Here is a 16,076-nt window from a genome sequence, read left to right on the forward strand (position 1 = left end):
GCGCCTTGTTTCTGTTAAACGATATCGGGGACCATGATGCTCATGGTCAGTGGGACGCCGGGGATGTTGGGCAAGTTGGCGACGGCTACGTCGGTCAGCACATCGCCGGCGCGGAGGGTCATGTGGGCACCTTTCACGCAGACATCTTCTGCCAAGACCATGCCGGGCGACAACTCGCTTAGGGCAAGCTTCTTGGATTTATTGCGACTGACGCGAGAGTTCTTGTCGACTTCATCGAAGATGGTGACCAGTTTGGCATCGGGCGAGGCATACAATTGCTCGGTGGCCAGATTTGCGGCCAAGTCGATACCATACTTGCGCGTGCCGATGACATGGGCCAAGGCCAGTCCCAGCATCGTGCCGCCGTTTTCAATATCGCATGCTCCGTCAAAACCGCCACTGGTAATTAGCCCGCCGTCGGTCATGCGCATCTGATGAACCAACGCGGCGATTCTTTCCAAGCGCGGGATTTTGCTGAGTAGTCGGGCGCTGGTATCCAATGCTCCCAGATAGAGCTGCTTGTCTTCTGGAGTGATAACCGTACTGGACATGAAGGTCGCGAAGGCCTCGGGTTTGATGACGACAAAACCAACTAGCGCCAACTTGGCGGCGACCATATACTCCCAATGCGCCTGCCAGCCCATGTTGGCACAGGCGGAACGCACGAGCCGTTGCATTCGTTCATTGACGATTGTCAGTAGAGGTTGAGCGTACCCCATAATGTCGCACAAGATATTTACGCTCCCGACGAAGGTCCTTTGCAGCAACTCACGTTCAGCTTGCAATAGTTCCCATTGCCGCAGAGCTGCATCCAATCCGGCGCGCAGGTCAGCACTGGCACAGGGTTTGGTAAAGTATCGGAAGACTTGACCTTCGTTCAGAGCGCGCGTGGCGGTGGGTAGGTCCTGATTGCCGGTCAGCATCAAAAACACAGAAGAGGGCGAGACATCACGTGCTCGGCGAATGAACGAGAGCCCATCCATGCCGGGCATCTGCATGTCGGTTAAAACCACGGCGAACTTCTCGCCGGCGGCCAACATGTCTAACGCCGCCAGCGGAGCGTTGGCTAGCGTTAGTTGATAATCTGTCCCCAGCCGTCGCGCGATGCCATCCAAAATCGCTTGCTCATCGTCAACGAGTAAAATGTTGCGATTTGGGTTGGAATTGGTTTCCACTATTATCTCCCTGGCGAACATAAATCCCCGCCCGTCGGGGCATTGGGTTCGAGTGTTAACAGACACAGTCGTTCGAGGGGACCGATTGTTCAGGCGCGTCGGTCGACACCGGGCAAGGAATGTCGGGCAGAAATACGCGAAAGACGGTCCCTTCGCCGGGCTGACTCTCCAGGGTAAGAGTCCCACCATGCTTATTGCATACCACGCCGTAGCACAAGGTGAGACCTTGTCCAGTGCCTTTGCCGACGTCCTTGGTCGTAAAAAATGGATTGAAGATCCGACTTTGATTCTCTTCCGGAATACCACAACCATTATCGAATACTTCGATTGTAACGCCTCCAGGGGCGAGGCGCGTCCGAACCACGATCCGCCCCTGTAACTGATCACCGGTTCCGAAGCGTTCCACCACGGCATCGGCAGCATTGACTAGCAGGTTCAGCATCACCTGATTTATTTCGGTCGGCAAGCAGCGAATCATGGGGAGATCTTTCGCCAAATCCAATTCCAGTTCCGAACTATACTTCCAACGATTGCGAGTAATGGAAGCGGTTGAGGCAATCAGGTCATTGACGTTAGTCTGCACATACGATGAAGTACCTGGATGCGTGAAGACCTTCATTGCCGTGACAATCTCGATTACGCGCCGCGAACCGACCAGGCAATCTCTGATCGCCTTGGGAACTTGTTCACGAATGAAGCTCAACTTGCTTCCAGCAGAGCTGAGCTTGGACAGTTCCGGACAGCGCACAGAATCGGGACCATCGATTCTCAAGTTGGCGATACTGGCTTGAACGTTGTCAATCAACTCGAAGACTTGCGAAGTCGACTCTGATAGGAATTCAACGTTATCGCTGATGTACTGCATGGGCGTATTAATCTCATGCGCTACGCCGGCTGCCAGGCGTCCTAGCGATTCCAGTTGACGGGCATCGGTTAACTGTTTTTCCATGCGGCGCTGCTCGGTTATATCATTGAAAATCCCGAGCATGCCAAAGACTTTGCCGCGTGCGTCGCGCAGCGGTACTTTACTGATCAACAAATCTCGCTTGTCACCGTCCGGGAGAGAAATAGTTTGTTGTTGCGCAATTACTTCGCGTCCACGTGTAACAATCTCTTGATCTGAGGTAGCGATCATCTCCGCTTCGCTGGTCGAGGTGCGCAGTTCGTGATCGGTTTTCCCGATAACCTGCGTGACCGATGACAATCCCAGACTTTGGGCAAAGCGTCCATTGCAGCCAATGTATCGACGCTGATCGTCTTTCCAAAACACGGCATGCGGAATGTGTTCCAAGACGCTCTGCACTAATTCCCGCTGAGACTGAGCTTGCTCTTCAGCCAACTTGCGATCGGTTTCATCCAGCAGTGTTCCACTAACACGCGTCGGCCTTCCAGCCGCATCATGCGCTGATACCGCACCCCGAAAGTTTACCCAGCGCCATTTGCCTGCGATGAGCATGCGAAACTGTTCATTGATTTGCGGTGGGTTGTGTGAGAGCAAGCGATTGATGGTGTGATCGATTCGCGGCAAGTCATCTTCGTGAGCGAGCGTCAATAGATCTCGCAAGCCACAGTTCTGGATCCATTGTTCATTGGCCACTGGGATCCATAAGCTGCTAATCCAGAACCGATCACCGGCCAGGTCCCAATCCCAGAGCGACAAACCACCTGCATCGGCTGCCATGCGCAATTGACCTCGACTGGCTGCAAGATCATTGGCCAGCCGTTCCGCCGCTTGTTTGGCAGATTGCAACTGCTCGGTCTGACGGCGCTGCTGGGTAATGTCTTTCTGAGTAAAGATAATGTGTTCAACGTGACCGGCCTGATTACGGATGGGGCGCGATTCGATGTCGACCCAATAAGCGTCTCCACTGCGGGTGTAGTTGACTAACTGCACATTACAAGGCTCGCCCCGCAGAATCGCTTTGCGCATCTGCTCGATCGTGTCCGGTGACGTCTCGGGCCCCTGTTGGGCTCGACCAGCGCGTTGACCTAGGACTTCAGAAGATTGAAAACCCGTTAAGCGGGTGAAGGCCGGATTCACCCACTGTATGATGGCTCGCGAATCGGTCAGTACGATGGCGGTATCGGTATCGGTTGCAAACCAAGTCAGTATCTGACTGAGCTGGGTTTCTGTTACAGACTTGTAATTCGCGTTGTTGCGAGAACGTACTCTTAGCTTGTGCACCCAGCTCAAGATTGGAGTAGGTGTCACGTCTTGTACCAGTGCTGTGACCCAACCGTAATGTTTGGTCATCCTCGCCACCCAATCCAGAACCCGAAGATCTCACCACAAAACGACGCGAAATTTAGGGCGTATGCAGCGGGGCGGTTAGCTGACTTGGATCCAGGCCGAAGGGCTCCTTCCAAGTGTTGTACTAAATCGGTTACTTCGATGAAATTTCTGAACCAGGACGAGTGGGTTGCTGCGGATATCTTTAGGTGCCCTCGACTAGCGCACCGAGCGTGACGGTGTTTTGGGATATGATGATCCTCCACCAGGCAAGATTGGCGAATCAACGCCGCTTGTTATTAGCACGGGGACGCGGACCACGTGGGATTAGGACACAAACAGAATCGAGTTTCGACCCATGACCAAACGCGACGAGCAAATCAGCCTGGGTTGTAAACAACTGCGCCGAAAGGATAGCGTTTTGCGCGAGATTATCCGGCAGGTTGGGCCATTCAGTCTGAAACCTCAGCGGGATTACTATCAGGTGCTGGTCCGCTCAATCGTGTCGCAGCAGATCTCCACCGCCGCCGCGCGTACGATTCTGCAACGGTTGGTCGATCACGTTCACCCTCACAAAATCAGTCCAGAAGCGATCAGCAGCCTTGATTTGCAGGCGCTGCGTCAACTCGGTGTTTCGCAGCAAAAGGCCAGCTACGTCATCGATCTGACCGATCGCGTGGGGCGGGGCGAGTTGAATCTCAAGACGATCAATCGCAAACGCGATGAAGAAGTGGTAGCCGAACTGATCCAGGTCAAGGGAATTGGTGTGTGGACCGCACACATGTTTATGATCTTTGCCCTCGGTCGCTTAGACGTATTGCCCGTGGGCGATTTGGGTATTCGCAATGCGATCCAGAAGTCCTATGGGCTCGAGCTCTTGCCCAAGCCTGTGGAGATCGAAGAGTTGGCAGAGTCGTGGAGACCGTATGCATCGATCGCCAGCTGGTATCTCTGGCGATCGTTGGAGCTCTGATATGAATCTCGGTGTGTTATCACTGAGTTTAATTTCCAGGTGCGGTCCCGGGTTGAGCTGGCTGAGCTGGTTGATCAGGCTTGGCATCGTCTGGTGCCCCCGCTTCACCAGCCGCAGCGGCATCGCCAGCTGGTGCATCGCCAGCTGGTGCATCGCCAGCTGGTGCATCGCCAGCTGGTGCACCACCGGTGGCATCAGCCGGCGGCTGTGCTTCGCCCTCTGGTGATTCGAGTTGGCCGCTCATATCAGCCTTCTTGAACGACTGCATACGCGGCGATAGCTCTCGGAAGCCTGGCACCAACACGGCTGGGTTGTCGTTGGGTAACGGCTTTCCGACATTGTCGAGTTTGGCTGGCTCGCGCAGCGGTTCGATCAACTCACAGGCTTCGCGCAACTTGGTCAGTTGAAAACGGGCACGACTCATCAAGCCACTCGTGGTCGTGAGGGTCTTTTCATTGATGATCGTCTGCACTTCTTCGAGCGCATCGATCATGAACTTGCCAGCCCGCGCAGATTCAGGGGTCGGCAGTTCGGTTTCCATCGTACCGTGACCGGCTGGATCGTAGTCGCGTTCATCTTCGGCTTGATTACCTTCGAGCAGCACGTGCGCTAACTGGCAGTAGATGTTCAGCTTTCGGCGATTCTGACGCAGATCCCAGGTCTGAGTGTCGACAGGTTTGGGGCCGTCAGCACTGCCGCGCATGCCAGGCATGCCGCCTTCGCTGCCGCCGCCACTTCCGAACTTGCCGCCGCCCATGCCCCCCATCATTTCGCCGCCCATCATCTCGCCGCCCATACCACCCATCATGCCGCCGCCGCCCATCATTCCACCCATGCCGCCCATGCCGCTGCCCATGGATCCGGATTGCATGCGGTTCTTGTCGTTTTCGGCCTCGTACCAACCCACGACTTCTTTATCCAACAGCAACGCGACACCGACGAACATCTTGTAGCGCAGGATTTCGTTTTCGAGAGTCTTGGCCGCATCGACATTGTTGTCCGCGGTTAGGACTTTGGGAGCGCTGAAATCGAAGTGCGTGAGATATTTACCTGCGCTCAATCGAACGCTAGGCAGGGTGTTTGGATCGAGGAACAGGTCCATAGCTTGTTGCATGGACTTGGGTATCGAGGGCGGAGTCTTACGGTCTTTGGCGGGTATCTGATTCAAAACGTCTTGCGATGCATCGAGGACATCGTAAGCACGTCGCACCATCCACCAATGCGCCTTTTCTTCCGGAATCGATACCGGCTGGCTGGCGATGATTTCGATCATCTTGCTGTTGATGTTCTCGAGACGCGCTGCGACATCGGTGATATTCTGAGGCGTAGGCTTCAGGGCCCGCACGTGTTGCTCCAAGCCCATCAAGGCCACCGATCGCAAGTGGCAGGGATAGCTGGGCATAAATGCAATCGGTGCCAGCAGGGATGCCGCTGTAGTCGATGGTGTGCGACTATTGCGGTCGCCTTCTTCCAAGTTGGCTAGCAACAGCATCGTGTTGATGCGCACTGCGGGATGAAACTTCGAATCTGGAGTCAGGATCGTTTTGGCTATCTCAACGACCTTCTCTGCGGTAGCCTTAGTGCCATCAGCCGAGACGATCTGGCGGATATTGCTCTCCAAATTGTTGCGATAGAAGTCCGACTTCCTGGGGTCGGTCATGTTGCTCATATAGTAGTCAACCATGGCCTTGAGCGTATCTTTAGCCCCAGCCGACAAACTGCCAGCCTCCGCCTGCGCTGCTTTCAGATTTGCACTGGATGGAATGTTTTGAGGAATTGGTCGCTGTGCAAATTTGTTTTGCGCCCAAGTCACTGAACCGGTCTGAGCCCACAGTCCGGCCAATGCCAACAAACCAATCAACCATTGTCTTTGCAATTTCATGTTCCTTGCTCCCACGACCGTAGCCGTAATCCGATATCGGAGATTTTGACAAGCCGACAGCGTTCACATCCAATCACTCGCTGTGCAGTAGCGATGCACGAGCGACCAACGATGTCGTAACCGAATCGGGGTGAAAAGAGGCGTGTATGCTCTAGACTATCCGAGAGAGCAGGCAACTGTCAAATTTTTCACTGGTTTTCTTGGCAACCACTGCCCTGGACCCGATGCAACTCCGGCGACGGATACACACCTGGACTGTCAACTGAATACCAGCGGTCCAGCACAGCTGTCCAATCATCGCGGCACCGCACTTTGGTAAAGGCCTCCCGGACACTTAGGTGGTCAGGGTGCGATGCGGTGTACTTAATACCGAACTTACGCAGCAGCGGGCCAGCCCTGGAGCCATAAAGCGTTTCGGCCAGTTCCCAATGACGCTCGAGGACCAGGCGTTGCTCGAAGATTGTCGGTGGCAACGGCAAGGGTAGGCCGGCAGCCAGCGCCCGGCATTGCTGGAAGATCCAGGGATTGCCGATACAGCCGCGGGCGACCGTTACTCCATCGATCCCAGTTTCCGCCATCATGCGTGCGCAATCTTCTGCCGTAAACAAATCGCCACTGCCCAAGATAACCTTCAAACCCACATGCTGTTTGACTTCGCGCAGAAAACTCCAGCGACTTGGTCCGTTATATCGCTGCTCAACGGTGCGACCATGCACAGTGATGGCTGCCACACCCAGAGCAAACGCGCCGTCTAAGATTTGAAAAAAGTTATCGCGGCTGGCCGGAGTGTCGTCGATACCACGGCGCATTTTCAAGGTCACCGGAATCTGGGCGGGGACAACTTCGCGCGTACGGGCCACGATTTCCAAGGCGACATCGGGCTGACTGAGATGAAATCCGCCTCGGCAACGACCGAGAACTTTCTTGACCGGGCAACCGAAGTTGATGTCGATTACCGCAAAGCCGGCTTCGGCCAACCGTTGGGCGCCAGCCGCAAATTGCTCGGGCTCAGCCCCCATCAGCTGCCCGGCTACTGGCTGTTCGTCGACTGTATTAAAGAGGAAATGCCGGTTCTTCTCGCGATCCTTGAGCGATACTAAGAATTGGTCCAGCATGACTTCGCACAGGGTATAGCTGGCCCCATGTTCGCGCGCCAGCTTGCGCATCGGCCAGTCGCTATAGCCGCTCAGTGCCGCTTGCACAACCGGAAAGCCGATTTCGACATTGCCGATTCGCAAAGTGCGATTCAGGGCGTTGGTTAACGGCTCGGTCAAGGCGGCATCAGACATACAATCTTTAGCTATCTATCTGGAATTAATGAGAATTTGCCGTAAGCGCACCGCGAAATCAGCAAAGTTCGACTGGTTTACCACTTTTGATGTAGCGAACTGCAATCATCTGCCGATGGAAGAAGATAAGCAACCGTCATGCTACCCCATCCGCCCGTTTTGGGAAACGCTCGTCGGATGGTCGCCCCAGGGACACATGCGAAAGTGCGCAAAAGCTTATCAGGCCGATACATCACGATTTCGACTCTGCTTCTCTGGCTGATGTCGATGCCTGGCTGCGCCCTGTTCTATGGACAGTCCTGTCAGCCAGCCTGCCAAGATCTGTCTTGCCCGGCCATTGATGAAGCAGGTTTACCTTTGGTTGCTCCAGTGCCTGGCCTCATCAGCAGTTGGCAGGCCAAGTGGCAAGCCGAAAAGGAGCTGCCGGAACCTCCTGAGCATCCGCGGTTCCATCCATTACCGACCCGACCGATTTTGATGCCCGTTCAGCAATAAGTCCGTAGCCGATCTCACCAGAGATTGGACATCCCGTAGCCGATCTCGCCAGAGATTGGACTGTCTCTAAGTAGCCGATCTCGCCAGAGATTGGACATCCCGTAGCCGATCTCGCCAGAGATTGGATTGTCTCTAAGTAGCCGATCTCGCCAGAGATTGGAAAGGCGTTGAGGTACTTCATCCAAAGTCTGGCGACTTCGGCTACGAAGCCAAGAACGCATCCAAAGTCTGGCGACTTCGGCTACGAATGTCGGGCGACTTCGGATACAGCGCCCGTTACCCCTATCCTGAGGAAATGCCAAAAATGGCTTTTTAGCCTATCTTGGGTGTTTCAACCGTAAAAATTGGCAGCATTCTGGAACTTGCACCCCGGTTGTGCAATCACAGAACGAAAGCCGTTCGTTGACAGGGTGGGGAGCGGAATTAGAATCGAACCTAGCCTTTTCTAGGCTACGCATCTTATCCAAATTCCCATTTCGCCTCGTCGAGGCGTAGCATGTGTCGAGAGGCGGATGGCTTAGCATCTGGTAATGGGTGCTGCTATTCGGTTATTTTGCTGGCTGTTGTAAACATGCCGTTCGATTTCTTGAGGACTGTAAAGTGAAGTCTCGCAAGGCTCAGAAGCGCTCATCTTCATCGTCCAATAAGTCTGCAGTTCGCAGATCAGTCCAACGCACCTTCGAGACACTCGAAGAACGTCGGCTCATGACCGTACAGCCATGGTCGGACGGCTATTATTATCCGCCTCAAGCCTTGCAGTCGGGACTATTGCCAGTCGGCATGTCTCACGAGCAGTTCAAGGCGATCAGCGATATTCAATACGCCGACGCTCCCAATGGCAATTCGGGTGGTGAAGGCACTCTAGGCAGCCTGTCGGTTGTTGAGATCGAACCGAACAACAGTCGGTCCGCCGCTCAATTCCTGCCGCTGGGAACTGGGCAATTCGAATATAATGGCGTCAACGTAACCGGCTCGTTGCCCTCGAATCCCCGCTTGAATTTGTTCGACGAAGATTTCTATGCCGTCGACTTGAAGGCTGGTGATATTCTCGACACTAGCATCCGGGCGGTCCAGCAGAATTTTGATCTCACGATCATGGACGTCAATGGAGTTGAAGTCACGGCGGCCAACATTCCACTGTTTGACTACTCATATCCGAGCAACTCACCTCTGAGCAGCATTACTGTCGGCAGCGCGACAGTTGCGGCTATCAACGCCGTCGTCATTCCTTCTGCTGGCCGGTATTACATTCGCGTTGGTCAGGGAGACCTGCCTTACACGCTGACCACTCGCGTGTACCGTAACGCCGTTGAAGCTGAACCTATCGGCACCAAACAAATTATCTTCGTGGATTTCGACGGAGCTACGATTCGCCGCGAGATTTTCGGCGCCGTGGGCACTGCTCGTTTGTCGCCCCTCTCCAGCTTTATGGCCGGCTGGGGATTGCCAGCTAACCAGGAAAACGCGCTGATCGACGCGGTCATGGAGTCGTTTTCAAAGCGATTTTTACAAACGGTACCTAACGCTGGCAACGGTTTCTATCGCACCAACGGTGTCCCTGGCAGTTATGACATTGAAATTCGCAACAGCCGCGACCACGCCGATCCATGGGGTCTGCCCAACGTCAGTCGCGTGATTGTCGGTGGTACAGTCGACGAGTTTCTGATTGATACGGTTGGTCTAGCCGAGTCGGTGGACGTTGGTAATTTCAAACGCGAAGAAACGGCAGTTGTGCTGCCCGAAGCCATCCTGCCAAACTACGGTCTAGTTGCTGTATCGGGCAGTGTTTCGGTCTTCGATTTGGTGGCTGAAGGCTTGGCCGTCACCACGGCTCACGAAGCCGGACACATCTTTGGCGCCTGGCACACTGATCCGCTGAATGCCAACCAACAGATTATGGACGCGGGTGGTTTCGTCGAGAGTTTTGAGAGTTTCCTGGGTACTGGCCCAGACAGAATCTTCGGCACAGCCGATGACACTCCCGCAATCTTCGGTACCGACTTCCTGGATGAAGCCACGATCTTTGTAGGTGGCCGTCAAAACACTGGAGCACTGATTGCTCACTCGCTGGGTACAGGTAAGCAGGGTGCGTACATCAATGGTAATGTTTATTGGGATGCCAACCTAAACCGTACCCGCGATGCCAACGAATTCCCATTGTCTTTGTGGCGAGTGTACGCCGACATTAACAACAACGGCGTTTTCAATACCGGTGAACCGCAAGCCCTCACCAGCCTGACTGGCGATTACAGTCTAGGCATAACTCCGGGCAGCTATATCATTCGCCAAGACATGCTGCCGGTTCCGGGCTGGCGTCCGACGACGCCGACCTCTGGATTCTACGCAGTTACGGTAGCCAATGGTCAGATTCTTCAGAACTACAACTTCGGTCACGAGCGCATCGACTTGACTGCCACTGGCTTCAAGTTCAATGACGTCAACGGCAATGGATTGCTGGACACCAACGAGCCTCGCATGGCTGGTGTATGGATTTACATCGACTTGGACGGCGACGGACGCATCGATTTGGGCGAACCCCAATCCCAGACCGACGCTAACGGCCGTTACACGCTCCGATTCCCAAGCGTGGGCACGTACATCGTGCGAGAGTTGATCGAGCCCGGTTACGTTCAAACGTTACCTGGGGCTGCCAGTAACTTCCAGTATGTGGTGTCGGTCACCGGAAATGCTGCCGTCGATTTACCGAACATTTCTGGACTGAACTTCGGCAACCGCTTGTTCCTCGATTTCGGTGACGCGCCCAATACTTATGGAACCTTGAATGCAAGCAATGGAGCTCGGCACGGTTTTGTCCAAGGTTTGCACTTGGGCACGAACTGGGATGCTGAACAAGACGGTGTGCCCACCGCCACGGCGCTGGGCGATGACCTGGCCGGTGCTCTGGATGCCAACGACATCGTCATCGATGACGAAGACGGAGTATCGCTGGCTCGTCCAATCTCGCGAACCAATACCAACTTGCTGAGCGTTACGGCTAGCGTAACATCGACCACCGCTTATCTGCATGCGTGGATTGACCTGAACGCAGACGGTGACTTCACCGACTCGGGCGAAAAGGTCATCTCCAATCAAGTGGTCACCACTGGAACGCAAACAGTAACCTTCCCAGCTTTGGGTGGAGCCACACTGGGTGACACCTTTATGCGAGTTCGCTTGAGCAACGATCGCGATTTGGGAGCCAATGGACTTTCTGGATCTGGCGAAGTTGAAGACTATCGCGTCACGATCGTCAATACACCGCAGATTGCAGTAGCTGACAGTTTCCAAGTTTCCCGCAACTCAACGCTCAACTCACTGGATGTTGTCGCTAACGATTTCAAGGTCACTGGTGAGACCTTGGCCATCATCAGTGCCGGACCAAGCCTGGCTGGTGGTATTGTTCAGCGGACAAGCGATAACAAGATTCTCTACACGCCACCTAATGGTTTCGTCGGCACCGATACTTTCCCTTACACCGTGCAAACGGCTACCGGTGAAACTTCGACGACCAATGTGACCGTGACGGTCAACCTGTTCTTCGAAGATCCCAAGGCTATCGATGATAGTTTTGATGTGCCCACCAACGCGGTCAGCTTCCCGCTGAACGTTTTGGCTAACGACATCGAAGGTCGTGCAGGTGCGTTGAGCATTATCTCGGTAACCAGCCCAACACTGGGTGGCCAGATTTCGATTGCCACCGGTGGTCAATCGCTGCGTTACACACCACAACGCGGATTGGGTGACACCGAGACCTTCAGCTACACTGTCGCTGATGCTTCGGGCAAGACCTCGACCGCGGAAGTAACGTTGCACACGCTGCCTGGTGATCAAACCAACGATGATGTGCTAATTCGGTACGTGGCTACCGACCTAAACGGCAATACGATTACTGCGATTCCGCAAGGTCAGCAGTTCAAGATTGACGTGTACGTTGACGATCTGCGAAATGACCGCAGTTCGCCAGTGTTCGTCGCAGCACCAGGCGTATGGGCTGCTTACGCTGACATGCTGTACAACCTGCAGTTGGTTAGCACCGTGCCATCGACGACCGGCAGCCGCTTTGATTTTGAAGTAACCTTCTTCAACCAATACAGCAATCTGCAGTTGGGCGACGCAAGCATCCCGGGCATTATCGATGACTTTGGTGCCTTCAACACCGCGTCGGTCATGAATCAACCGGATCCTGTCCGTATGGCCTCGATCACCTTCACTGCTCGTTCACCTGGCCTGGCCACCTTTACGCCGGATCCAGCAGACGATCCAATCGCCGAAACGCTACTGTTTGATGATCAAGCAACTCCGCTGCCACCGGAAAAGATTCGCTTCATCGGTACCACAATTGAAATCGTGGGCGATAGCACCGAGTTCCCACAAGCCGTGGATGATTCGTTCAGCACCAACATCCCTGCTGGCGCACAGAACTTCCCGCTGTTGGTACTAAACAATGATCGCACCGGTTCGACCGGCAGCGTGAGACTGTTCAATGCAACCCAGCCAGCCAACGGAACGATCTCTATCGGCACCAATGGCACGCCGAATGATTTGACCGACGACCGCATTCTGTACACGCCCAATACTGGGTTTACCGGCACCGATACGTTCACCTATACCATCCAAGATGGCCGTGCAATTCAGAGCACAGCCAAGGTAACAGTTCGCGTTGGTTCCACTGCGATCACTGACGCCAATGATGATGTAGCGTTGCGATTGCAAGTCTACAAGGCAGATGGCACTCCGCTGGCCGATGGGGAAACCATTGCCGTTGGTAGCAAGTTCCAATTGCGTGGCTTTGTGCAAGACCTGCGCAGTCCATTTGAAGGTGGCGTGTTCGCAGCCTTCACCGACGTCATCTACAACTCGAACCTGGCCAATGTCGATGCCGACACCTCCAATGCCTTGGGCTTTGCCATAACGTTTGGTCCAGACTACAGCCGCACACCACCGGTGCGTAGCGGCGATGCTCGCACGCCTGGCCTGATCAACGAAGTGGGCGCGGTGCAGAACGGAGACGTACCACTCGGACCTGAAGAGAAGTTGCTGTTCACCATTAACTTGACAGCCCGAGCCGTTGGTAACTTGAACTTCGTTGGTGACCCAGCGGACATCACGCCACTCCACGATACGCTGCTGTTCCAGCCTCCGACCGCGGTGAACATCGACCGGATTCGCTATGGCTTTGATTCCGTGCAGATCGTGGCCACAGGCGGTTCAGGTGAAAGCAACACCAACGGTGTCAATCCGTTCGACGTCAATGCGGACGGTGTGGTTTCGCCAATGGACGTGCTCAACGTGATCAACTCCCTGAACACCTCCGGCGCACGTTCGCTCGGTGGCGGTGAGGGTGAAGATCCTAAGATGTTCTTGGACGTGAATGCCGACGGATCTGTTTCGGCTATTGACGCCCTGTTGGTGATCAACTATCTGAACACGACCATTGCAGGCGAAGGTGAAGCGGCTTCAACCGATTCCTTACTGGCCGAAGGCGAAGACGACTCGCTGGACAGCTTGCTGAATGTGCTGGCTCCCGAAATCGAATCAGTTTGGAAACGCAAGTAACCTGCGTTGCTGTTTGCTAACGATATCCAAAGCGAAAGGCACGTCGACACGCAAGTGTTGGCGTGCTTTTTTTCATGCATGCACCACTTTGCCGATGGCGTTAGCCTCGGTTTCTGAACGTTCACGGGCGGTTGTTGCAGATAACCGGGGCTAACGCCCTCGGCTTAGTATGGAACCGTGCAAAAGCAGCCTATGCCGGAATGCGTGAGCGTGGTAGATTTTGTGGCAAATTGGACTTGGCGGACCATAAGTCATTTAGTTCCACAGCCATCCTAGGAATGCGCGTGATGCCAGACTTTCTACAGCCGGCCCTCCTAGCCGTCATCGAACTTTCTCCAGCTGGCCAGACTGGCCTGGTCGTTGCCCTGATCTTTTACTTCGTCGGGCTACTAGCGGTCAGCTTGTACGCGGCCAAGAACGTTAAGACCGAGCAAGACTTTTTGGTGGCAGGTCGACGCTTGCCATTGCATCTCTCGTGGGGCGCTCTGATGGCCACCTGGTTCGGCTCGTCGGCCATCATGGGTGCTACTCGCAACTCCTACGAGTATGGCGTCTCGGGCACTATCTTGGACCCGTTTGCCTGTTCGGCTACCTTGCTCTTCACAGGAGTCGTATTCGCAGCCAGATTGTGGCGCATGCAACTCTTCACAATGGCCGACTTCTACTTGCAGAAGTATGGACCTAAAGCCGAATTTATAGCTTGCGTTATTCAGGTCCCTACCTTCTTCTGTTGGATTGGGTCTCAGTACATTACGCTGGCCGCTCTAGCGCATACCTACTTCGGCTTCGAACGCTTTCCCGTGATTATGGTCTGCGCAGTGATCATCCTGTCCTACACGATGGTGGGAGGCATGTGGTCGGTGACGCTGACCGATGCCTTGCAAATTTTGGTGGCGATTATTGGGTTGGTAGTACTGGGCTATGCGGTCTCTGCCAACATCGGTAACGGCAATCCAATTGCAGGAGTACAGAAGGTGTTGGCCGACGCCCCACCCGAGCGACTGTCCTTTCTAACTTCGTGGCATCCCTACGCCGTGTTTGTGGCGGTCGGTACGTTCTTGACCGGGTTGCTGGGTAATGTCCCTGGGCAAGATTTGCAGCAGCGGATCTTTTCCTCCGACAGTGAGCGTACAGCGAAACTGTCATGCATACTTTCGAGCGTCTTCTATTTGACCTTTGGATTGATACCAGTGTTTCTGGGGCTAGCCGCCGCTCAACACTTGGGAACTTCGATCACAGGCGATGACTTAGACAACGAGCGCATCTTACCAATCATTGCTGGTCATTACCTGGGCGAGATGATGGTAATCGTATTCGTGATTGCGGTTATTGCGATTGTGGTCTCGGTGGCCACCAGCGCTTCGATATCTCAAGCGGCCATTTTGGCCAGTAACGTGCTCGGTCGATGGAAGACCGGCGATTCGGGTCACTTGACCTTGGATCGCTTCTGTATCCTGGTAGTTACAGCGGGCAGCATCGCCGCAGCCATGACGGGCGAATCAATTATCAGCCTGTTGGATATTCAGTTATCGCTGGCTATGTGCACACTGTTTGTGCCGCTTACGATGGGCGTCTTTGGCAAACCGCTGGGACAACTCAGTGGATATCTGCCAATGATCCTGGGCGGTGTCGTGTGGTCTGCGCGGGAAGGGTTTCAGCGGTTTCTTATTCCCATTTCGCAGTTAGAAGAGTTGCAGGGTTCCGATCCGGCCAAGTATGCCGAGCTTCAGTATCCACAGTATGTTGCCGAGCAGATGAATGGCAATATCTTGTCGACGCTTGCAGAAGCCTACGCTTACATCCCTGCCGACATCCAAGGATTGCTCGCCAGCTTCGGCGCCTACTTCTTGGCTCAGCAACTGATCCGCATGGGCATGGGCCACCGCACACTACCGGGTGAAAACGTAATTCCGACAGAAGTCGGACCATAAACGCGTCGGCCTGACCAACTATTTGAATTACTGCTCTTCGTCGGTTTCGGAATCATCGGAGGGCAGTGACGGCTCTTCGGGGCGAACCGTTACGTACTGGGAGAGCACCGCGTCGACACGCGCATTGAGCGCATCGAGTTCCGCCAGCAAGGCATCATGGCGTGCCTCGAGATCGTCGAGCAAACGGTGGGCAACGGTATCAAAGGCGTTGGATGGAGTCATGGTCAGCAGTCGTCCTCTGCTGAACAACATCGAACCATCCGGCTACTCAGCACAACCCGCAGAGTTCGATTTCCCGTTGGGTAAGCGCGGCAAAGTTTGACGCCGGCCCACTCCCGCAGACTTCGGCTAAACGCCTCGTCTGCGACCTCCCCCAGCTTCGCCGGGAGACGTGACGGTCACCTCCCCAAGGCTTCGCCTTGGGGAGGTCGAATCGAGCCGTAGCGAGATGCGGGAGGGGTCCGGGCAGTGAAGGTGGTTAGTACCGCAGAAGTCTTGCCTAGCGCAGTGCCCCCTCCCGCAGACTTCGGCTGAACGCCTCGTCT

The 16,076-nt window shown here is 54.7% G+C and carries 8 protein-coding genes; 3 read left to right on the top strand and 5 right to left on the bottom strand.

Annotation, left to right across the window (positions count from 1 at the left end; genetic code table 11):
* Nucleotides 1–14 precede the first annotated feature (14 nt).
* Both SH573x_RS18685 and SH573x_RS18690 read right to left on the bottom strand, forming a co-directional pair.
* The gene (locus tag SH573x_RS18685; protein ID WP_479349217.1) at nucleotides 15–1,175 is read right to left on the bottom strand and encodes a response regulator; all 1,161 of its coding nucleotides are present in this window, start codon (nucleotides 1,173–1,175) and stop codon (nucleotides 15–17) included.
* 55 nt (nucleotides 1,176–1,230) lie between these two features.
* Nucleotides 1,231–3,429, bottom strand: a complete 2,199-nt coding sequence (locus SH573x_RS18690; protein ID WP_479349218.1) for a PAS domain-containing sensor histidine kinase — start codon at nucleotides 3,427–3,429, stop codon at nucleotides 1,231–1,233.
* 334 nt (nucleotides 3,430–3,763) lie between these two features.
* Here SH573x_RS18690 and SH573x_RS18695 point away from each other — a divergent pair, with 334 nt between their 5' ends.
* On the top strand, nucleotides 3,764–4,378 hold the full coding sequence (locus tag SH573x_RS18695) for a DNA-3-methyladenine glycosylase family protein (RefSeq protein WP_479349219.1): 615 nt from the start codon (nucleotides 3,764–3,766) through the stop codon (nucleotides 4,376–4,378).
* Nucleotides 4,379–4,406: 28 nt separating this feature from the next.
* Here SH573x_RS18695 and SH573x_RS18700 read toward each other — a convergent pair whose 3' ends face one another.
* Nucleotides 4,407–6,260 (bottom strand): hypothetical protein, encoded by a 1,854-nt coding sequence (locus SH573x_RS18700; RefSeq protein WP_479349220.1) that lies wholly within the window; start codon nucleotides 6,258–6,260, stop codon nucleotides 4,407–4,409.
* Nucleotides 6,261–6,448: 188 nt separating this feature from the next.
* Nucleotides 6,449–7,549: a tRNA dihydrouridine synthase gene (locus SH573x_RS18705; RefSeq protein ID WP_479349222.1), complete on the bottom strand. Its 1,101-nt coding sequence runs from the start codon at nucleotides 7,547–7,549 to the stop codon at nucleotides 6,449–6,451.
* Between the two features lie 1,095 nt (nucleotides 7,550–8,644).
* Between SH573x_RS18705 and SH573x_RS18710 the strand changes: the two genes are divergently transcribed.
* Both SH573x_RS18710 and SH573x_RS18715 read left to right on the top strand, forming a co-directional pair.
* Nucleotides 8,645–13,600, top strand: coding sequence for an Ig-like domain-containing protein (locus SH573x_RS18710; RefSeq protein WP_479349223.1), 4,956 nt, complete (start codon nucleotides 8,645–8,647; stop codon nucleotides 13,598–13,600).
* Nucleotides 13,601–13,887: 287 nt separating this feature from the next.
* Nucleotides 13,888–15,531, top strand: coding sequence for a sodium:solute symporter family transporter (locus SH573x_RS18715; RefSeq protein ID WP_479349225.1), 1,644 nt, complete (start codon nucleotides 13,888–13,890; stop codon nucleotides 15,529–15,531).
* Between the two features lie 27 nt (nucleotides 15,532–15,558).
* On the opposite strand, the gene SH573x_RS18720 is transcribed toward SH573x_RS18715, so the two are convergent.
* Nucleotides 15,559–15,783: a hypothetical protein gene (locus SH573x_RS18720; protein ID WP_479349226.1), complete on the bottom strand. Its 225-nt coding sequence runs from the start codon at nucleotides 15,781–15,783 to the stop codon at nucleotides 15,559–15,561.
* Between the last annotated feature and the right edge of the window lie 293 nt (nucleotides 15,784–16,076).

The sequence above is a fragment of the Rania fehmarnensis genome, from assembly GCF_056494185.1.